Source organism: Geomonas diazotrophica (assembly GCF_019063885.1).
Lineage (GTDB): Bacteria > Desulfobacterota > Desulfuromonadia > Geobacterales > Geobacteraceae > Geomonas > Geomonas diazotrophica.
The window spans coordinates 989,009-1,008,870 of sequence record NZ_CP077684.1; the positions used below are offsets into that span (position 1 = coordinate 989,009).

At 64.7% G+C, this 19,862-nt stretch carries 16 protein-coding genes; 11 read left to right on the top strand and 5 right to left on the bottom strand.

Annotation, left to right across the window (positions count from 1 at the left end):
- Positions 1-2: 2 nt before the first annotated feature.
- Positions 3-785 (bottom strand): 4Fe-4S dicluster domain-containing protein, encoded by a 783-nt coding sequence (locus tag KP003_RS04295; RefSeq protein ID WP_216790708.1) that lies wholly within the window; start codon positions 783-785, stop codon positions 3-5.
- On the bottom strand, positions 782-1,258 hold the full coding sequence (locus KP003_RS04300; protein WP_216790709.1) for a cytochrome c3 family protein: 477 nt from the start codon (positions 1,256-1,258) through the stop codon (positions 782-784). The genes KP003_RS04295 and KP003_RS04300 overlap by 4 nt, the downstream gene beginning before the upstream one ends.
- A gap of 398 nt (positions 1,259-1,656) precedes the next feature.
- On the opposite strand from KP003_RS04300, the gene KP003_RS04305 reads away from it, so the two are divergent.
- The 9 genes from KP003_RS04305 (at position 1,657) to KP003_RS04345 (ending at position 13,016) form a co-directional block, all read left to right on the top strand.
- Complete coding sequence (locus tag KP003_RS04305; RefSeq protein WP_239027610.1) at positions 1,657-3,633, top strand: proton-conducting transporter transmembrane domain-containing protein; 1,977 nt, start codon at positions 1,657-1,659, stop codon at positions 3,631-3,633.
- Between the two features lie 101 nt (positions 3,634-3,734).
- Positions 3,735-4,643: a respiratory chain complex I subunit 1 family protein gene (locus KP003_RS04310; RefSeq protein ID WP_216498448.1), complete on the top strand. Its 909-nt coding sequence runs from the start codon at positions 3,735-3,737 to the stop codon at positions 4,641-4,643.
- A 4-nt stretch (positions 4,644-4,647) separates the two neighbouring features.
- Positions 4,648-5,289: a hydrogenase gene (locus KP003_RS04315; protein WP_216498447.1), complete on the top strand. Its 642-nt coding sequence runs from the start codon at positions 4,648-4,650 to the stop codon at positions 5,287-5,289.
- Between the two features lie 4 nt (positions 5,290-5,293).
- Positions 5,294-6,727: a proton-conducting transporter transmembrane domain-containing protein gene (locus KP003_RS04320; protein ID WP_216498446.1), complete on the top strand. Its 1,434-nt coding sequence runs from the start codon at positions 5,294-5,296 to the stop codon at positions 6,725-6,727.
- Positions 6,724-8,235, top strand: a complete 1,512-nt coding sequence (locus tag KP003_RS04325; RefSeq protein ID WP_216498445.1) for a hydrogenase large subunit — start codon at positions 6,724-6,726, stop codon at positions 8,233-8,235. Before KP003_RS04320 ends, KP003_RS04325 begins: the two co-directional genes overlap by 4 nt.
- A 247-nt stretch (positions 8,236-8,482) precedes the next feature.
- Positions 8,483-9,241: an NADH-quinone oxidoreductase subunit B family protein gene (locus KP003_RS04330; RefSeq protein ID WP_216790711.1), complete on the top strand. Its 759-nt coding sequence runs from the start codon at positions 8,483-8,485 to the stop codon at positions 9,239-9,241.
- 99 nt (positions 9,242-9,340) lie between these two features.
- A complete protein-coding gene (locus KP003_RS04335; protein ID WP_216790713.1) occupies positions 9,341-11,878 on the top strand; it encodes a response regulator in 2,538 nt (845 codons plus the stop codon).
- 71 nt (positions 11,879-11,949) lie between these two features.
- Complete coding sequence (locus KP003_RS04340) at positions 11,950-12,678, top strand: hypothetical protein (protein ID WP_216498442.1); 729 nt, start codon at positions 11,950-11,952, stop codon at positions 12,676-12,678.
- Between the two features lie 137 nt (positions 12,679-12,815).
- Positions 12,816-13,016, top strand: a complete 201-nt coding sequence (locus KP003_RS04345) for a cold-shock protein (protein WP_135870683.1) — start codon at positions 12,816-12,818, stop codon at positions 13,014-13,016.
- Between the two features lie 307 nt (positions 13,017-13,323).
- On the opposite strand, the gene KP003_RS04350 is transcribed toward KP003_RS04345, so the two are convergent.
- Complete coding sequence (locus KP003_RS04350; protein ID WP_216498441.1) at positions 13,324-13,611, bottom strand: hypothetical protein; 288 nt, start codon at positions 13,609-13,611, stop codon at positions 13,324-13,326.
- On the opposite strand from KP003_RS04350, the gene KP003_RS04355 reads away from it, so the two are divergent.
- Complete coding sequence (locus KP003_RS04355; RefSeq protein WP_216790715.1) at positions 13,610-14,302, top strand: PilZ domain-containing protein; 693 nt, start codon at positions 13,610-13,612, stop codon at positions 14,300-14,302. The genes KP003_RS04350 and KP003_RS04355 overlap by 2 nt on opposite strands.
- Positions 14,303-14,438: 136 nt before the next feature.
- Positions 14,439-16,937, top strand: a complete 2,499-nt coding sequence (locus tag KP003_RS04360) for an ATP-binding protein (RefSeq protein ID WP_216790717.1) — start codon at positions 14,439-14,441, stop codon at positions 16,935-16,937.
- Here the strand turns inward: KP003_RS04360 and murB are convergent.
- Positions 16,934-17,899: a UDP-N-acetylmuramate dehydrogenase gene (gene murB / locus KP003_RS04365; protein ID WP_216498438.1), complete on the bottom strand. Its 966-nt coding sequence runs from the start codon at positions 17,897-17,899 to the stop codon at positions 16,934-16,936. The genes KP003_RS04360 and murB overlap by 4 nt on opposite strands.
- 127 nt (positions 17,900-18,026) lie before the next feature.
- Complete coding sequence (locus KP003_RS04370) at positions 18,027-19,721, bottom strand: methyl-accepting chemotaxis protein (RefSeq protein ID WP_217300391.1); 1,695 nt, start codon at positions 19,719-19,721, stop codon at positions 18,027-18,029.
- Between the last annotated feature and the right edge of the window lie 141 nt (positions 19,722-19,862).

Consider the following 19,862-nt stretch of genomic DNA (forward strand, 5'->3'; position numbering starts at 1 on the left):
GGCTATTTCACCTCCTTGGACAGGCCGAGGTAGAAGACCTGCGGCTTGGTGCCGTACTCTTCTTTAAGCACGTTGACCCGCTCGGTCATGATGATCTTGGTCACCGGGTCTTCCGGATCCCTTAGGTTCCCCACGCGCCGGGCACCGAAGGCGCAGCTGTCGACGCAGGCGGTCTGCATCCCCTTGGTGATGCGGTGGTAGCAGAAGTTGCACTTCTCGGCCACGTGGAAGACCGGATGGAAGAAGCGCACCCCGTAGGGGCATCCCATGATGCAGTAGCCGCAACCGATGCACCAGCTGCGGTCCACCAGTACCACGCCGTCCGCGGTCTGGTAGGTGGCGCCTACCGGGCAGACCTGGACGCAGGGCGGGTTGTCGCACTGGTTGCAGAGCTTGGGCACGAAGAAGGCCTTCTCGATATCCTCGTCCCTGATCTCTTCCAGCTTGCCGTGGCCGATGTCGATCCCCTTGTTGGGGAAGCCGTCGCGCGCCCCCTTCGGGGAGTCGATATGGGTCTTGCCATCTTTGGTCACCACGTAGCGTTCCACCCAGGTGCGGGTCACGTTGGCGTCGTAGGGGACCTCGTTCTCCACCTTGCACCCCTTGACGCAGAAGCCGCACCCCACGCATTTCCGGGTATCCACCAGGAAGACCCAGCGCGGCCCCTTCTCGTCCTTCTCGGCCAAAAGCCGCTTGGGATCGAAGAGTTCCAGGCAGGATAGGGGAATCGCCAGACCGCCCGCGATGAGCAGGGATTTCTTGCAGAAGGATCGTCTCGAAATCATCTCTTGTGCCCCTCCTTCCTGGGATCGTGCGGCCAGTGGCAGGTGACGCAGTCCAGACCGACGTTGTGGCTCTTGGGATCGATCCCCTTCATCGCGCCGCGGCTGCTGTTGGGGTAGGGGAGGCGGGTGTGGCAGCGGGCGCAGAGCTCCCGGCTGCGGTCGATGGTGAGCGACTTGGGATCGTCCGGGTGGTTGAGGGCGGGGCCGTGACAGTTCTCGCAGTTGATGTTGCGATGCGGCGACTCCTTTATCTCGTCGTACTTGTCGCGGTGGCAATCCTTGCAGAACGCGGCGGTCTTGTACTTCACCTTCACCTCTTTCCACTGCTGCTCGTTGCCGGGGCGGTGCCAGCCGTACATGTACCCCCTCGCGCCGATCCCGAAATCGGCGGGGACCAGGAACTTGCGGGCCACCAGCACCACGGCGATTACCGCCAGCACCACGACTAGCGGGCGCCAAACATGACTCTTCACAGCCTCCCTCCTTTCATCCAGTGGTAACAGTTCTCGACAGCGCCGCAAAAAAACATCGCAGTCCTTATTCCTATAACAATGTTCGAAACAAAAAAGAGATCCGTGCTCAATGATAACGTCAGACCGCTTGAAAACAAGGTACTCCGCCAGTATTGTTGTTCTATCTGCCTTCCTAGCGAGATTAACAATCTTTTTTTGACAAATCGATTTTCAGGGAGTATGGTGAGGTCCCTGTCGCCCCTGTATACCGTATCGACACCCAGTCGCTGCGGTTGAAGGGAAAAGTGGCAGCTCTGGCAGCCTTGCTCCCCTCCCGCACCGCCGGCATCCCGGCCGGGCGGGAGGTTGAAACTCGATGGGCAGATTGAAGATCCGTTCCTGGTTCGAAAGGGTGGGTTATGTTGTTTTTTGACATGATGCGGGACCCGGCTTCCCTGGTCCTTTGCTCAATAGCTCTAGCCGGCTGTTCGGGGCTCCCCGGTCTTTTGTTGAGAGACGGGACACTCGGACAACGGCTGGCCTCGGTAGCCGCGCTGACAAGCTCTCTCCTCGCGTTACCGTCTCTTCTCTACCTGCTGCTCGGGGGAGGAGAAGCAAGCTTCCTCCTGAACTGGAACCTCCCCTTCGGCCCCTGCGAAGTCGCCCTAGACCCTCTCTCTCTATTCTTTCTGATCCCCATCTTCCTGATCTTCCCCGCCGGCTCCCTCTACGCCCTCGGTTACTGGCCTGCCGCCTCGCACAGCTCCCAAAGAAGCGTCACCTTTTTTTACGGTTTGCTGGCCTGCGCCATGGCGCTGGTGGTGGTGTCCCGCAACGGAGCGCTGTTCGTGATGGCGTGGGAGATCATGGCGCTTTCCGGCTACTTCCTGCTGGTCGCGGAGCACCGCGAGGGAGAGGTGCGCGGCGCCGGGACGGTCTACCTGGTGGCGAGCCACCTGGGTGGAGCGGCGCTTTTGCTCCTGTTCGCCTCTTTGTTCATGATCACCGGCAGTTTCGGCTTTCCCGCGGCCGGCTCCCTCGCCGTCGGCGCGGGGCTTGCCGCCACCCTGTTCTGGCTCGCCCTGGCCGGTTTCGGCTCCAAGGCGGGCATCATGCCGCTGCACCTGTGGCTCCCCTCCGCGCACGCCAACGCCCCGAGCCACGTCTCGGCCATTCTCTCCGGCGTCATGCTGAAGATCGGGGTGTACGGCATCCTGCGCGTGATCTCCTTCTTCCCGGAGCGCCCCCTCTGGTGGGGCGGGGTTCTCGTCGTGGCGGGCCTCGCCTCGGCCGTGATGGGGATCTGCGTCGCCTCTGCACAGAAGGACATCAAGCGCCTTTTGGCCTACAGCAGCATCGAGAACCTCGGCATCATCAGCGCGGGTATCGGGATGTTCCTCCTGGGGGAGGGGACCGGGAACCAGCGGCTCGCCTTCCTGGGGCTCGCCGGTGCGCTCTTCCACGTGCTGAACCACGTCATCTTCAAGCCGTTGCTCTTTTTCTGCGCCGGGAGCGTCATGCACGCCGCCGGCACCCGCGACCTGGACCGGATGGGGGGGCTGGCGCGTCGGCTTCCCTACACCGCATTCTTCACCCTGTGCGGCGCCATCGCCATCTGCGGACTCCCCCCCTTCAACGGCTTTGCCAGCGAGATGCTCCTGTACCTCGGTTTCTTCGGAGAGGCGCGCGCCGGCCAGCCCTTTTTGGCCCTCGGGGCGCCGGTGCTGGCCCTGGTGGGGGGCGTCGCGGTGATCTCCTTCGTGAAGCTCTACGGCATCGCGTTCCTGGGCGAGCCCCGCACGGCCGCCGCAGCCAAGGCCCACGAGGCGACCGGGACCATGCTCGCCCCCATCGCCCTGCTGGCATGCCTCGCCCTCACCGGAGGCCTTTTCCCGCAGCTCTTCCTGGCCCTGGTGCAGCCCGCAATCAGGGGGCTCGCCCCCGATCTGGCACGCTCGATGGCGCTCCCCATAGCACCGGTCTGGTTCACGCTGGCGGGGGGGAGCGTGATCTGTTTGGCAGCGGGGCTGTTCCTGTTCCTGCAGGGGAAGACCAAGGGGCGCACCGCCACCGCTTCGACCTGGGGGTGCGGCTATCTGCGCCCTTCGCCGCGCATCCAGTACACCGGCAGCTCTTTCGGCGCCTTTTTCTCATCGCTGTCCGGCGCCCTGATCCGCACCCGGATCACCGTGGACCCAGTGAGCGGCCTTGCTCCTGCCGTGGCGCACTTCACGTATCACCCCGAAGAGACCCTGTTGCATCGGGTGGTGCTGCCGGTTCTGAGCGTCGCCGGGATCGCCTGCGCCTTCGTGAGACGTCTGCAGCACGGCGAGGTGCAGATCTATATCCTCTACATCTTCGTGACGCTGATGCTGCTCCTTTTGTGGGTGCATTAAGATGAGAGTGCCCTCTCCCAGGGGGAGAGGGAGAGCATGGGGAAGGCAACAAGAACGCAACAACGAAACCCTGAGCGACTCTTACTCAATAGGAGTTGGACATGATCGACACAATCTTCCACGTGGTGCTGGTGCTGGCCATGCCCCCGCTGTTGCTGGGGGTGATCGGCAAGACCAAGGCGGCCTTCGCCGGGCGGGTGGGCGCTCCCTTCCTGCAGCCCTACTACGACATGGCTCGGCTCATGAAAAAGGGGATCGTCCTCTCCGACAGCACCACCTGGATCTTCCGCGCCGGGCCGGTGGTCACCCTTGCCGCCACCTTGTTTGCCGCGCTTTTGGTGCCGCTGGGCAAGCACCCGGCCCCGGTCTCCTTCGAGGGGGACATGATCCTCTTCGCCTACCTCTTCGCCCTGGGGCGTTTCTTCACCACGACGGCGGCGCTCGACACCGCCTCCAGCTTCGAGGGGATGGGGGCGGCACGCGAGGTGAGCTTCTCCTGTCTTGCCGAGCCGACGCTCTTCTTCGCGCTGATCACCCTGACCAGACTCTCCGGGACCATGAGCCTCACCCCCATGCTGCAGCACGTGACGCTCCCGGTCTGGATGGCGACCGGCGCCTCGCTCCTCCTGCTTCTGGCCGGCCTCTTCGTGGTACTTTTGGCGGAGAACTGCCGCATCCCCTTCGACGATCCCAACACCCACCTCGAGCTCACCATGATCCACGAGGTGATGGTGCTGGACCACAGCGGCCCCTACTTCAGCTGCGTCCTCTACGGCGCCGCGCTGAAGCTCTACCTTTTGGGCGCCCTCTTCGTGAACATCGCGCTCCCCTTTGCCTCCGGCAACCCCTATGTCGACTGGGTGGTGTTCGCGGCGGGGATGCTCCTCCTCGCCGTGGCCATCGGGGTGGTCGAGTCGGTGATGGCACGCCTGAGGCTGATCCGCGTGCCGCAGCTTTTGGTGGCGGCGCTGATCCTGACCGCATTCTCCCTGGTTCTGGTTGTGAGGTGACCCTATGAATTCCCTGGCCGACCAGCTGCTGGTACTCTGCCTTTTGATCAATTTCGCCGTCCTCGGCACCAGCCGGCTCGCCTTCTCGGTGCGCTGCGTGGCGGTGCAGGGGGTGCTGCTCGGGACGCTCCCGGCGCTGGTGCACCCCTTCTCCTGGCACGTCAGCTTCATCGTCGTGAGCATCATCCTGGTCAAGGGGGGGCTGATCCCGGTCCTGATCATCCGTGCCATCAAAAAGGCCGAGATCGAGCGCGAGTTCTCTCCCTTCATCGGCTACATCCCCTCGCTGGTGCTGGGGGCGCTCTTCACCTCGCTCGCCTTCATCTTCGCCGCCAGGCTCCCGCTCGCTCCTGAGCACGAGGGGCTCCTGATCGTGCCGGCCGCCGCCGCGACGCTCATGAGCGGCTTCCTGGTGCTCATGGGGAGGCGTAAGGCGATCTCGCAGGTGCTGGGGTACCTCCTCATGGAGAACGGCATCTTCCTGTTCGGCCTGCTTCTCGCCGACGCCATGCCGGTCATGGTGGAGGCGGGGGCGCTCCTCGACCTCCTGGTCGGCATCTTCGTCATGGGGATCGTCATCAACCACATCAGCCGCGAGTTCTCGAGCATCGACACCTCGAGACTCTCCGCGCTGAGGGAGGAATAGCGACATGATGTGGGCCCTGGTCCTTCTTCCGCTTCTTGGCGCCGCATTTTCCTGGCTCGTTCCGGACAACCGCAGGCGCGTCTGGGTGCTCCCCGTCTTTTCCCTGGCGCAGCTCGGGGTGAGCGTCGCGCTCCTGGTCCACACCCCCCCCGCTTCACCAGCGGGATGGATACTGCTCGACGCCCTGGGCAAGCTGGTGCTCATGGCCAACAGCATTCTCTTCACCATCTGCTCCTTCTACGCGGTGGGATACCTAAGCTACCGGCTCAAGCGCCCCAACCGGGTCCTCTGCGCTTCGCTGCTGGTCTGCCTCTCCGCGACCTCGCTGGTGGTCGTCTCGCAGCACCTGGGGCTCCTCTGGATCGCGCTGGAGGCCACCACCCTGACCATGGCGCCGCTCATCTACTTCAACCACAATGCCCGCTCCATCGAGGCGACCTGGAAGTACCTCCTCATCTGCTCGGTGGGGATCGCCATCGCCCTTTTGGGACTCTTCTTCCTGGCCTACTCCACCATCGTGGCCAAGCAGGAGGTGAGCCTGCTGCTCCCCTCCCTGATCCGGGACGCGGCTGCGCTGCACCCGGGGTGGCGCCACGCCGCCTTCATCTTCCTGCTGGTCGGCTTCGGCTCCAAGATGGGGCTCGCACCCTTGCACACCTGGAAGCCAGACGCCTACGGCGAGGCCCCGGGGCTTGTGGGGGCGCTCCTTGCGGGGGGGCTCGTGAACTGCGCCCTCTTGGCGCTGTTGCGGGTCTACCAGGTGGCCGCCGCCTCCAGTGAGGGGGCACTCTTCCAGCAGGTGCTCCTGACCATGGGGCTCGTCTCCATGGCCTTCGCCGCCGTATTCATGGCGCGCCAGAGCGACTTCAAGCGGATGCTCGCCTACTCAAGTGTGGAGCACGTCGGCATCATCGCGGTGGCGCTCGGGCTGGGGAAGGGGGCGCTCTTCGCGGGGCTTTTGCACATGATCAACAACTCCCTCACCAAGGGGGTGCTCTTTCTCTCCTGCGGCAACATCCACCGCGCCTTCAACTCCAAGAGCACCCAGTTCGTGCGCGGCGCCCTCCGGCGCACCCCCTGGTCGGCGGCGCTCTTCCTGGCCGCCTTCCTTGCCATCACCGGGTCGCCACCCTTCGCGCCCTTCGTCAGCGAGTTCCTGATCGTCTCCTCGGCCTTCGGGCAGGGGAACCACTGGACGGGCGGGCTGTTCCTCCTCTTCCTGGCGCTGATCTTCATCGGTATGGCCTCCACGGTGCTCCCGGTGGTCCTGGGAGAGCTGCCGCCGGACCTCGAGCGGACCCGCTACCGCGATGCCGCTCCTACCGTACTTCCCCCCCTGGTGCTGATGGGGCTCGTGCTGTTGCTGGGGGTGTGGATCCCGTCGCCGCTGCAGGAACTCCTGCACGAGGCGGCGCGGCTTTTGGGAGGTGAGGCATGAGTCCGGCCATGGTCTTCACCCAAAACGGCGGTGTCTTGTCGCGCCGGGAGATCCCGCAGCACGCGCCGGAGCGTTTCGCCCAGGCCCTTCTCACCGCGCTTACCGGCGGCTGGCGGGTGGTCTCCTACTTCGGCATGCAGGAGGAGGACGGGGTGCGCCTGTTCTGCCTCCTTTCCTTCAAGAGCCACGCAACCATTGGCGTCATGAGCACCCTGGTCACCGGCAAGAGCTTCTACTCGCTGGTGCCCCAGGCGCCGCAGCTGCACCTGTTCGAGCGCGAGATCGCCGAGCAGTTCTACCTGAACCTGGAGGGGCACCCCTGGCCCAAGCCGGTTCGCTTCGCCCCCCCCCTGGGCTCACTTCCCGGAGAGACCCCCGAGCCCCCACCCACCATCGGTGTGATGGACTTCTACCGGGTGGAGGGGCAGGAGGTGCACGAGGTGGCGGTCGGCCCGGTGCACGCCGGCATCATCGAGCCGGGTCATTTCCGCTTCCAGTGTTTCGGCGAGGAGGTGATGCACCTGGAGATCTCGCTCGGCTATCAGCACCGTGGGGTCGAGCGGATGATGCAGGGGCGCCCGGGCGAGCGGATGCGCAAGCTCATGGAAACCGTGGCGGGCGACACCAGCATCGGCCACGGCACCGCCTACGCCATGGTCGTCGAGGCGCTTTCCGAGACGCGGGTGCCTGCCAGGGCCCAGGTGGTGCGCGGCATCGCCCTCGAACTGGAGCGGCTGGCGAACCATACCGGCGACCTGGGCGCCATAGCGGGGGACGTCGGGTACCTCCCCACCGCCTCCTTCTGCGGCAGGATCCGCGGGGATTTCCTGAACATGACCGCGGGGATCTGCGGCAGCCGCTTCGGCCGCGACCTGGTCCTTCCGGGTGGGGTGCGCTTCGATCTCGCCGCCGACGGGGCAGGGCAGCTCTCGGACCGGATCAAGGTGGCCCGCGAGGAGGTGCAAAACGCGGTCGATCTCCTCTGGGACACCCCGTCGGTGCTGGCCAGGTTGGAGGGAGCCGGGGTGGTGAGCGAGCAGACGGCGATCGAGCTGGGGCTGGTAGGACCGGCTGCCCGCGCCAGCGGCCTCAACCGGGACATCCGCCGCGACCACCCCTTCGGCATCTACAGCATGAGCCAGATCCCTGTGGAGACCGCGAAGAGCGGCGACGTCTACGCGAGGACCCTGGTGCGCTGGCTGGAGATCGAAAAGTCGCTCGACTTCATCGAGGAACAGCTCTCCCAGCTTCCCGGCGTCTCCGTGGCGAACCCGGTGCGCGAGGTGGCGGGGGACCATCTCGCCGTGGCGCTCACCGAAGGGTGGCGCGGCGAGATCTGTCACGTGGCGGTTACCGACGCGCGGGGACACTTCCAGCGCTACAAGGTGACCGACCCCTCCTTCCACAACTGGACCGGGCTCGCGCTGGCGCTCCGGGGGGGGCAGATCTCGGACTTCCCGCTGTGCAACAAGAGCTTCAACCTTTCCTACTGCGGGTTCGACCTTTAATCTCCCTCTCCCTTGGACGGGACAGGGAATCGCACCTTCCCTCCCTTGAACGCGAGGGGATCTTACCCTCCCCGGTGGGTGGGGAATCGTAACCCCTCTCCCTCCGGGAGAGGGTGCCCGAAGGGCGGGTGAGGGCGTAGCCACGAAGTGCTGTCCTCCCCGGGCAAGGCCCCTCACCCCGCCCCTCTCCCAAAGGGAGAGGGGGGATGAATCGACGTTTTGGTTATCAGAAGACAGGAGTCGCATCATGATCAAGGCCATACTCGCCCGCATCAAGCAGGGGCACCGCACCATGGCGTACCCGAAGGAGCCGCTGCCGCTGCCGGAGCGCTTCCGTGGCTACCCAGAGCTGAAAAGCTCCCTCTGTCCGCCCGACTGTCGCCTCTGCGCCGACGCCTGTCCGGTGGGGGCGCTTGGGTGTGGGGATGGGCTTTCCGTCGACCTCGGTAAGTGCCTGTTCTGCGCCGAGTGCGCCGACGCCTGCCCAAGCGGCGCCATCTCCTACACCAACGACCCCCGGTTGGCGGTGAACCGACGCGGGGACCTGGTGGTGCGGGGAGGGGAGGAGCGCAGGCTGGCGCAGGCCCTGGACCAGAAGATGCTGGCCCTTTTCGGCCGCTCGCTCAAGTTCCGCTCCGTGGTCGCCGGCGGCTGCAACGCCTGCGAGGCCGACAGCAACGTCCTCTCCACCATCGGCTGGGACATGGGGCGTTTCGGGCTGCAGTTCGTCGCCAGCCCGCGCCATGCCGACGCCCTCTGGGTCACCGGCCCGGTTACCGAAAACATGCGCGAGGCGCTGCTGCAGACCTACCAGGCGATCCCTGCCCCCAAGCTCGTGGTGGCCTGCGGCGCCTGCGCCATAAACGGCGGCCCCTTCATAGGTTCCCCCGCCGCCCACGACGGGGTGGACGCCCTGCTGCCGGTCGATCTCTACATCCCGGGATGCCCGCCGCACCCGGTGACCATCCTCGACGGACTGTTGCGCCTTTTGAACCGGATGGGCTGAAACGGCGGCCTCTGAAAAGGCTTGCACTCCGGCGAAGTTTCGGCTATTCAAGATGTTGCAGCTTTTTCCGCCGTATTGCACCCGTTACAGTGAGTTCCCATGTACAATGCGCACATGAGCCCTGCGCCGACCGCATCACCCTCCTCCCCCCCGCCCCGCTCGGACAGCGTCCGTGTCTGGAGCATCGCGCTCCTCGCCTTTCTGATCGGCCTGTTACTCTCCGGCTCCATCATGCTGCTATATGAGACCAAGCGCCAGAACCTCCGCCGCCAGGCGGTCACCGACCTCACCATCAAGGCGGCCCACGACATCCAGGAGCAGCTGAACCGCTCCCTTTCCTCCACCTATGCACTGGCCTCGGTCATCCGGCAGGGCAACGGCAGGATCGACAACTTCCAGGAACTGGCCAAGGAGATGCTCGAGCTGTACCCGGGACTGTCGGCCCTGCAACTCGTCCCCGGGGGGGTGATCACCGAGATCTATCCCCTAAAGGGAAACGAGAAGGCAATCGGCCTGAACCTCCTGGACAAATCCAACACCAACAAGGAGGCCCTGTCGGCGTTGCGCCACGGTTCGCTCACGTTGGCGGGGCCGTTCGAGCTGGTCCAGGGGGGACTGGCGCTCATGGGAAGGCTCCCGGTGTACGTGAAGGGGGCCGAGGGGCAAAAGCGCTTCTGGGGCTTCACCGCGGCCATGATCAGGCTGGAGGCCTTCTTCGACACGTTGCAACTGCACCGGACCCTCAGCGCCGACTTCAACTACCGCATCTCCAGGATCAAGCCCGACACCGGGACGCTCGACCTCTTCTGGAAACAGGGGGGGGAGCTGACGCGACCGGTGAGCCAGAAGATCGTGATCCCCAACGGCGAATGGAACCTTTCGGTGGAGCCGGTGGGGGGGTGGTACCAGTGGCGGGTGCTCCTTGCCGAGGGGGGAGTGGTCCTCGTCCTTAGCACCCTCGCCGCCCTGACCGCCTACTGGCTCGCCCGCCAGCCCGTCGTCCTGCGCCGCATGGTGGAGGAGAGGACCCGCGAGTTTTCCGAGATAAACGACAGGCTTAAGAGCGAGGTGGTCGAGCGCAGGCACGCCGAAGAGGCGCTGCAGGCATCGGACTTGAAACTGCGCTCCATCTTCGCCTCGCTCACCGAGGTCATCCTGGTCCTGGACGCCGAGGGGCGCTACCTGGAGATCGCGCCCACCAGCACCAAGAAACTGTATCTCCCCCCCGACGAGCTGTTGGGGAAGAAGATCCCCGACCTCTTCCCCAAGGAGCAGGCCGACCTCTTCGTCTCCACCATCGGCAAGGCCCTTGCCGCCGGGACGACCGTCACGGTTGACTACAGCCTCAACATCGAGGGGGAGGAGGTCTGGTTCACCGGCAACGTCACTCCCATGCCCGGCGGGCGCGTGATCTGGTCCGCCCACGACATCACCCAGAGAAAGAGGGCCGAAGAAGAGCGCCTGAAGCTGGAAAAGCAGATGCTGCACGCCCAGAAGCTGGAGAGCCTCGGTGTGCTGGCGGGGGGCATCGCCCACGATTTCAACAACATCCTCACCGTCATCGTCGGCAACACGGACCTGGCCCTGATGCGGCTCACCCCCGACTCCCCCGCGGTCGAGAACCTGCGCCGCATCGAGATGGCGGCGACCAGGGCTTCGGACCTGGCACACCAGATGCTCGCCTACTCCGGAAAGGGGCATTTCATAACCGAGGAACTGGACCTGAACCGCCTGGTTGAGGAGATGGGGCACATGCTGAGCGTCTCCGTCTCCAAGAAGGCCCGGCTCTCCTACCACCTGAGCCGTCCCCTGCCGGCCGTCACCGCCGATGCCACCCAGATTCGCCAGGTGCTGATGAACCTTGTAATCAACGCCTCCGAGGCGATCGGCGACCAGAACGGGGTCATCACCGTCTCGACCGGCTGCGTGCAGTGCACCGAGTCCCGCCTCGACGGGGGGTGGCTCTCCGATCCGGTCCAGCCGGGGCCCTACGTCTACCTGGAGGTGTCCGACACCGGCTGCGGCATGGACCGGGACACCATGGCGAAGATCTTCGAGCCGTTCTTCACCACCAAGTTCACCGGGCGGGGGCTGGGGATGGCGGCCGTGCTCGGCATCGTGCGCGGCCACCTTGGCGCGATCCGGGTCCAGAGCGAACCTGGGCGGGGGAGCACCTTCAGGGTGGTACTCCCCGCGGGCGACGCGCCGGCCCGACTTCGGTACGCTGAGTCCGAGTCTGGTGAGAATTGGCGGGGGAGCGGGACCGTCCTTTTGATCGACGACGAGGACAACATCAGGGCCCTCGGCAGCGAGATGCTGGGGGAGCTTGGGTTCCAGGTGGTGAGCGCCGCGGACGGCCGGGAGGGGATGGAGATTTTCTGCAGCCGCAACGACATCGTCCTGGTGCTGCTCGACCTGACCATGCCGCAGATGGATGGGGAGCAGTGCTTGAGGGAGCTACGCCGGATCGACCCGCGGGTGAGGGTGGTCATGTCCAGCGGGTTCAGCGAGCACGAGGTCTCCGGCAAATTCCTGGGCAAGGGGATCTCCGGTTTCGTGCAAAAGCCCTACAAGCTCTCGGCGTTGCGGGAAGTGCTCTCCTCGCTGAACTTGGAGAGCTCCCCCCCGCGCCGTTAATCCTCTTGTCAACGCCCCTTTCTTTGCGTACTATCCGGGCTTTGCCCAATAATCCCTGAGCGAGGCATCTCATGAAGTCCTCTTTCTTTCGCGCCCTTTTGCGGACGGTCCCCTTGTTGCTGGTTCTCGGCATCGCCGGCTGCGGCGATATCGAGTGGTTCCCCCCCTACGTGAGACAACCGACGACCCCGGATTCCTTCTCTTTCCAGCCAAAAACAAACACTGAAATAAGCGCACCGGTTACCTCCGATGCCATCACCGTCACAGGTCTTACCGGTGCATCCAGCCCCGTATCCATAACCGGCTCTGCCTGGAGCAACAGCACCTTCTCCATCGACGGCGGCGCCGCTGCATCAAGCGGCTCCGTCAGTAACGGCCAGAAAGTCACGGTGACCCATACCTCGGCAAGCACCCCCGGAACGTCCACCGTGAGCACGCTCACGATTGGCAACGTGAGCGCCAACTTCGTCAGTTCCACTAAAATCCTCGGGGATTTCAGTACACCGGTCACGGTGGGCTCCTATCTCCAGGCCGATGCGGAAATTCGCAGTGTTGATAATATCGCGGCATCCCACACTATCAGCATCAAGGATTCCGCATCCGGTAGCGCCATCTTCGCTCTTACCGAACCGGGTGTGGTCAATCCCGATTCCACGGTCATCTTTGGCAGCGTCACGCAGACACAGACTTTCATCACGAAGAAAATTTTCGTGCGCAACTTCACCAGCGTCGTCAACGCAGGGGCTACCACTACCCTGACCATCGACGGCATCGACTATCCGGTGAAGCTGACCCCGTAGCCGGCGAGGAGATCGCTGCGAAAATGCCGAAAACTTAAATAGCTTGCTTTGTCAGGGGCAAGCTGCTAAGGTGGCCAAGGTTCGGAATGACCCGGCCAATAAATAACAAGCAGAAAGCATGGAGAAGGTAAAAGTAAATGGTTAACGGAACTGTGAAGTGGTTTAACGACAGCAAGGGGTTTGGTTTCATCGAGCAGGAGAACGGCGACGACGTGTTCGTGCACTTCTCCGCCATTACCGGCGACGGGTTCAAATCCCTGGCTGAAGGCGATAGCGTCACCTTCGAAGTGGCAAAGGGCCCCAAAGGGCTGCAGGCCGCCAATGTGAGCCGCGTCTAAAAGGTCATCCTCAGCGCTGCAAAAAAGTCCCGGAGCAATCCGGGACTTTTTTTTGTCCCGTTCCTCCGCAATACCCTCCTCCTCCCCGCGCCCCTGGCGCCGTCGCCGTCGTTGACAACCTCTCCCCCTATGATATCCATTATTGGTCAAAATTAATTTAAACGGGGGGCTCGTTCATGAAGATCAACCGGAAAACGAGGTATTGCTGCATCGCGGTCATTGTGGCTGGCATCGCAGTGGTGGGACACGCGGTCGTCAGGGACCGGGGCATGACGACGTATCACGGGGGTGTGACACAAACACAGCACTAGAAAGGACCGAGTTCCGGGGCCGTCAGCTCCGGCTCTCGCTGGAAGGTGCGGCGCTCCAGGTCGACGATGAGGCCGCTGCCTCCTACTACGGCAAGGAGGTTTCCCACCCAGGACATCATGGCGGGCAAGGCCGGCAAGAGGCTCGCGGCGAGCAACCGGCTGCGGCAGGAGCTGAGCAGGGCGACCGAGGAGAAATAGGCGCCGGTGCGGACTTTACCTGCGGTGCCCGGGGGGGCGCTCCCCCGGGCACCGGCTTTTCTGGGACAGAGGCTATCGGACGTCATGGAAGATCCAAGGATACTGATGGTGGTGCGCGAGCCGGAGGCGAGATCGGCCTACGAACAGATCCTGGACCGGATCGGCGTCAGCTACCACACCGCCGGCGATTTCAACGAGGCGCTCCGCATGACCGTGCAGTCCGCCTACAACGGGCTGCTGATCGACATCCTGACCCTGGTGCGCTGCTCCAAGGAAGAAAAGAGCATCGCCTACGATTGCATCAACTTCTACCCGACCTTGCGCATCAAGTGGGACTCCAGGCAGCAGAGCATCACCCTGGGGCCGCAGGAAAACTCCCCCGCCGCGGCCGACACCGACGCCGCGCTCGCCCGCTTCGTACAGGACCGCTGCGGCAGCTTCTCCGCCCGCTGCCTGAGGCGTTTCGCCAGGAAGGACAGCTACCTGAGCCTGCTGCTTTCCTCCAGCACCGCCCTTTGCGCCGCCGCCCCCCTCAAGACCTTCACCGTCAACATCTCCCAGGGAGGCGCCTTCGTGCACACCACCCACCCCTTCGCCAAGGGCGACCGCGTCCGGCTCCGCTTCCCTGAGTTGTCCGGCGAGGCGGCGATCGAGGCCGGCGTCTGCTGGTGCATCCCCTGGGGCCGGTGTCGCAGCATCCCCGGGATAGGTGTGATGTTCGACCAGGGGATGTCGCCGCGCCAGGTCGAATGGCTGAAACAGGTCGCGCCCGACTGAAACCTCGCCGATAATGTTTTGCCGAAGCATTTGGTGCTAAAGAATCCGCGCCCGATGCCGAGTAATCAGCTAAGGATTAAAAGCTCCCCGGGACCCCGCGGCCTGCGCTGCGCTCCCCGGCACCACGGGATAGTAGATGATCAACCGGCTCCGCGACCTCTCCATCCGACGAAAACTCATCGCCATGCTCCTTTTCACCAACGCCGTGGTGCTGGCGCTGGTTTCGGCTGCGTTCGTGGTGAACGAGGCGGACCGCTTCCGCAGCGAGATGCAGACCGAGCTCACGGCGCTCGCGGAGGTCATCGGCAACAACAGCTCCGCCGCGGTGGCCTTCAACGACCGGCAGGCCGCCGGGGAAACCCTCGCCGCCCTTCGGGCCAAACCGTACATACGCACGGCCCTCATCGTGCTGCAGGACGACACGGTGCTGGCCCGGTACCTGGCGCCGGGGAGGCAGGCACGTCCGCTCCCCTTTGCCGTAATCGACGGCACCCGGATCAGCATCGACCAGAACAGCTTCCGCTCCACCCTGCAGCAATCCCGTTCACCCCTGGCCATAGGCGAAGACATCTACGGCGTCAACCACATCCTGCTGGACGGCCAGCAGATCGGCACCGTGGTGCTGCAATCCGACCCCCGCGAGTTCACCGACCGGCTGGCGCGTTTCTTCCTCCTGGTGACCGGGGTGATGCTGAGCGCCCTGCTCCTGGTGTACTTCCTTGCGTCGTGGCTGCAGCGCCTGATCTCGGCGCCCATCACGCACCTGGCGCAGGTGATCAAGGCGGTCTCGGCGGAGAAGAACTACTCGATGCGGGCCAAAAAGCAGGGGAACGACGAACTGGGGACCTTGATCGAGGGGTTCAACGAGATGCTTGTCCAGATCCAGCGGCGCGACCAGCAACTGGAGGCGCAGCGACAGGAACTCGAGGGGGAGGTGCAGCGGCGCACCGCGCAGCTCTCCGCTGCCAACCGTGAATTGAACCAGACCGTGGCCGAGCTGATGGTGTCCAAGGAGGCGGCCGAGGCCGCGAGCCTCGCCAAGTCCCAGTTCCTTGCCAACATGAGCCACGAGATTCGGACCCCGATGAACGGCGTGCTGGGGATGACCAGGGTGCTGCTGGAAAGCGGGCTGGCCGGCGAGCAGCGCCGGTTTGCGGAAGCGGTACGCAATTCCGGCGAGTCCCTTTTGTCCATCATCAACGACATCCTGGACTTCTCCAAGATAGAGGCCGGGCGCATGGAACTCGAGCCCGCCCCCTTCGACCTCCATGACATTCTCGGGGGGGTGCTGGAGATGTTCGCCGCGGTGGCGCAGCGCAAGGGGGTGGGGATCTCGCTGCAACTCGACCCGGCCCTGCCGCGCTACGTGGTGGGCGACCCGGTCCGCCTGCGCCAGATCCTGGTCAACCTGCTGGGCAACGCGGTCAAGTTCACCAGCCGCGGCGAAGTGCGCCTGACTGCGGCACGCCTCGCCGAGCAGGGGGAGGGATGGCTCAGGTTCGAGGTGGCCGATACCGGGATCGGCATCCGGCCCGAGGCGCAGGCGCACATCTTCGAGAGCTTCTCCCAGGCGGACTATTCGACCACCAGGACCTTCGGCGGCACCGGGCTGGGGTTGGCCATTTCCCGGCAACTGGCCCAGTTGATGGAAGGGGAGCTCGGGCTTACCAGCGAGTACGGCGTCGGCTCCACCTTCTGGTTCAGCGTCAGGCTCGAGGTGCTCAAGGAAGTACCGGAAAGCCTGGCGAACCAGCAGGCTCCGCTGGAAGGGGGGACTAAGCCCTGCTTCGACGCCCTCATCCTGGTGGCGGAGGACAACCCGGTGAACCAGGACGTGGTGCGGCATATGCTGGGGCAGTTGAACTGCCGGGTGGACATCGTCGCCAACGGAGAGCTTGCCGTCGCCGCATCCGGCGAGGGGAAGTACCACCTGGTCTTCATGGATTGTCAGATGCCGCACATGGACGGCTTCGCCGCGACCCGCGCCATCAGGGATCGGGAGGAGAGCGAGGGGGGAGGGCACCTGCCGGTGGTGGCGCTGACCGCCAACGCGCTGGCCGGCGATCGCGAGCTCTGCCTCGCCGCCGGGATGGACGACTACCTCAGCAAGCCCTTCGACTGTGGCCAACTGGCCGAGGTGCTGCTGCGCTGGATCCCCGAGCGTGCCACCGTCTGCCCAGATGACTGCACCGCGCCGGGGCCATGTGACGGCGTCGCGCGGGGGGGGGAGGAGCAGGCGGGTCCGATGCAGGCCGGCTCGCCAAACACCGGTTCGCCCAGCGCCGGCTCGCCGGAGCAGGTGGAGGTTCCCGTCTTCGACCGCAAGGGACTGGTGCGGAGGCTGGGTGATGCCGAGTTCGTGGAGATGTTCGTGGAGAAGTACCTTGAAAGCACCGATAAACTGATGAAGGTCTTGCAGCGGGCGATCGAGGCGGAGGACTACCCGGAGGTGCGCCTGCAGGCCCACAGCATCAAGGGAGCCGCCGCCAGTATCGGGGCCGAGGTGATGCGCGCGGTGGCGCTGCTGATTGAGGAGTCCGCACAAAAGGAACAGGAGCGGGCGGGACTGCCGGAACTGTTCGGGGTGCTGGAGCAGGCCCTGGCGGATTTCAGGCGCGTGGCCTCGCCCGTTTAGATGACCACCCCGAGGGGGCTCACCTCCTCCCTGAGTACGACCCCCAGTTTCACCTGCACTTCCTTGCGCACCTGTCTGGCCAGTTCAACGATTTCCGCCGCCGTGGCCGCTCCCGTGTTGACCAGGTAGTTGGCATGCCGGTGGCTCACCGCCGCTCCCCCCACCCTCAGGCTGCGCAGCCCGGCCTGGTCGATGAGCCAGCCTGCGGGGATGCGGCATTCCCGGCAGCGCACCCCCTGGTCCTCCTCGAACCTCCTGATCAGCCCCGCGTCGTCCACCACCGGATTCATGAAGAAGGAACCGGCGCTCAGGTCGCAGGAAAGCTGTTTCGCCTCCCGCTTGGCCAGGGTTTCCGCGACCTTCGTCCCGATCTCGTCCCGGTCTCCCGGGGTGAGCGCCAGCAGCGCCCCTACCACGATCAATCCGGGATCCCGCTTGAAGCGGCTGTCCCGGTAGCCGAAGGCGCATTGGTCGCGGCGCAGCGTCACCGAATGGAGCGTGGCGGCGTCCAGCGCCGAGACCGTGGCCAGCGCATCAGCGATGGCGCCGCCGTAGGCCCCGGCGTTCCCCCGCACCGCGCCTCCCACCGTCCCCGGGATGCCCGCCAGGGATTCGAGTCCCGACAGCCCCCATCCCACCGTCCGGTGTACCAGGGCGGTCAGGTCGAAGCCTCCCTGGACCCGGACCATGCCGCCCGACCGGGTGACCCGGTTCATCAGCAGCCGTATGGCGACCCCCGGGAAGCCTTCGTCGCTCACCAGGAGGTTGCTCCCCCCACCCAGGATGCAGAAGGGGAGTTTCATCCTGTCAGCGAAGCGCAGCGCTTCCCGGAGCTCGCGCAGGGTCCGGGCACCGATGAGGAAGCGGGCCGGCCCGCCGACCCGGAAGGAGGTGAACGGCGCCAGCGGCACGTATTCTTCGATGTTGAGGCGGAATTGTCGGTCGAGGTCGGATTTTGGCATAGCGAATATGATACACGAGTTAGCTGGAATGCCAATTGGTGGTGAGGATGATGAACGGCGGACCGGTCGGAGTGGGCGGACGGCCCGGCGGTGCCGATGGAACGCCGGGCCGTGCCAGTGGTGCGTTTTAAAGCCTGAACCTCTGCACCATCTCCTGCATCTCGCCCGAGAGGGTGGAGAGGCGCTCGGAGGCCGCCGAGATCTCCTGCGCCCCCCTGGCGCTTTGCTGTACGGTACCGGATATCTGGTGGATGTTGTTGGTGATCTCCTGGGTGGTGGCGGTCTGCTCTTCTGCTGCCGTCACGATCTGGTTGATCTGGCTGGTCACCTCGTTGATCTGGGTCAGGATGTCTTCCAGGGCCTCGCCGGAGCGGGCCGCCTCGCCGGTGCCGCGGGTCACCTCCTCGACCCCTTCCTCCATGGCCCGCACCGCGAGCTTGGTTTCCTGCTGGATGTTCTTGATCATGGTGCCGATCTCGCGGGTCGCCTTGGTGGTCCGTTCGGCCAGCGCGCGGACCTCGTCCGCGACCACGGCGAAGCCGCGCCCCTGCTCTCCGGCGCGGGCGGCCTCTATGGCGGCGTTGAGCGCCAGGAGGTTGGTCTGGTCCGCGATGTCCTCGATGGTGGCCACGATCTCGCCGATCTGGTCGCTGCGGGTCCCCAACTGCTCCACCACGCCGGCGGAATTGCGCACGTGGTCGGCGATCCTGTTCATCCCCTGAACCGTTTCCTTGACGATGGCGGCACCGCTTTGCGCGGAAGTGCTGGCTCGCCCGGAGCTGCCGGCGGCCAGGTGGCAGTTGCGGGAGATGTCGTTGCTGGTGCAGGACATCTCCTCGCTGGCGACCGCCACCGTCTCGGCCTGGTTCACCACGGCGCCGGCGTCGTCGGCCATGCTGCGGGCGTTGGCGTTTAGCTCCCCCGCCGCGGCCGAGACGTCCAGGGCGCTGCGGTTCACCTTTTCCATCACCTCCCGAAGCCCCTCGACCATGCGGCGCATCGCCTCGTAGATGCCGGTTCTCCCCGGCTCCAGCCGCACGGTCAGGTCGCCCGACGCCACCTGCTGGGCGATCTCCTCCAGTTCCTCCGGCTCGGTGCCGATGTGGGCGATCAGCCTGCGCACCACCAGGACCGCAGCCAGGCAGATGATGGCCAGGATCACAACGGTGAGCGCCACCACCAGGTAGACGTCCTTTAGGATCAACTGCTTGTTCGCGTCTGCGGCCTTGGCCACCAGGTTGTCCAGGTCGTCCACGTAGGTGCCGGTGCCGATGACCCAGTCGAAGGGGGGGAAGTAGAGCGAGTAGCCGCGCTTGGGGGCGGCCGTGTCGCTGCCCGGGCGCGGGAAATGGTAGTCGGTGAAGCCGCCCCCCGGCTGTTTGCCGTTCTTGATGATCTCCCGGATCAGGTATTTCCCCTTGGCGTCCTGGAGGTCCATGCGGTTCTTCCCTTCGGCGGGTTTCCCGAGCAGTACCACGTTGGTGCCGTCGGAGGTATCGGCCCAGAAGTATCCGTCCTTGCCGAACTTCAGCCCCCTGAGCAGGTCCGCACCCTGCTTCTTCGCCTCCTCAACGGTGATCTCGCCCCTTTGCTGCCGGTCGCTGATCTGCTGCAGCAGGCTGACAGCGGTCTGTACCTCGGCCTTGGCAAGCAGGTCGGAGTTGGCGTAGAGGGACTCGCGGTAGGACTCGTTGAACCTGGTGGTAAGGTCATAGAACTGCTTCATAACTGTCAGACCGGTGGGGGCGCCAAGTACGCAGCAGCTTACCAGTACCAGTAGGAGGATCTTTGCTTGAAAGGACAGCCGATATTTTGTGCTCATGTGTGTTACCTCATCCAATGGCGACGTCGCCTTACTCTTTTCCATCGCCTTTCCGTATCGGCAGATCGAGCAATAGATTGAGGACTTTTTGAACGGGAACCCGCGCCGATTGCAGTTGCAGCGCGCTCGAGGCGGATCAGG

Coding starts and splice junctions, on each gene's coding strand:
- KP003_RS04305 (WP_239027610.1), top strand. CDS start 1,657: ATGTTGTTTTTTGACATGATGCGGGACCCGGCTTCCCTGGTCCTTTGC.
- murB (WP_216498438.1), bottom strand. CDS start 17,899: ATGCCAAAATCCGACCTCGACCGACAATTCCGCCTCAACATCGAAGAA.
- KP003_RS04350 (WP_216498441.1), bottom strand. CDS start 13,611: ATGACGTCCGATAGCCTCTGTCCCAGAAAAGCCGGTGCCCGGGGGAGC.
- KP003_RS04340 (WP_216498442.1), top strand. CDS start 11,950: ATGAAGTCCTCTTTCTTTCGCGCCCTTTTGCGGACGGTCCCCTTGTTG.
- KP003_RS04355 (WP_216790715.1), top strand. CDS start 13,610: ATGGAAGATCCAAGGATACTGATGGTGGTGCGCGAGCCGGAGGCGAGA.
- KP003_RS04310 (WP_216498448.1), top strand. CDS start 3,735: ATGATCGACACAATCTTCCACGTGGTGCTGGTGCTGGCCATGCCCCCG.
- KP003_RS04315 (WP_216498447.1), top strand. CDS start 4,648: ATGAATTCCCTGGCCGACCAGCTGCTGGTACTCTGCCTTTTGATCAAT.
- KP003_RS04295 (WP_216790708.1), bottom strand. CDS start 785: ATGATTTCGAGACGATCCTTCTGCAAGAAATCCCTGCTCATCGCGGGC.
- KP003_RS04335 (WP_216790713.1), top strand. CDS start 9,341: ATGTACAATGCGCACATGAGCCCTGCGCCGACCGCATCACCCTCCTCC.
- KP003_RS04360 (WP_216790717.1), top strand. CDS start 14,439: ATGATCAACCGGCTCCGCGACCTCTCCATCCGACGAAAACTCATCGCC.
- KP003_RS04330 (WP_216790711.1), top strand. CDS start 8,483: ATGATCAAGGCCATACTCGCCCGCATCAAGCAGGGGCACCGCACCATG.
- KP003_RS04345 (WP_135870683.1), top strand. CDS start 12,816: ATGGTTAACGGAACTGTGAAGTGGTTTAACGACAGCAAGGGGTTTGGT.
- KP003_RS04325 (WP_216498445.1), top strand. CDS start 6,724: ATGAGTCCGGCCATGGTCTTCACCCAAAACGGCGGTGTCTTGTCGCGC.
- KP003_RS04370 (WP_217300391.1), bottom strand. CDS start 19,721: ATGAGCACAAAATATCGGCTGTCCTTTCAAGCAAAGATCCTCCTACTG.
- KP003_RS04320 (WP_216498446.1), top strand. CDS start 5,294: ATGATGTGGGCCCTGGTCCTTCTTCCGCTTCTTGGCGCCGCATTTTCC.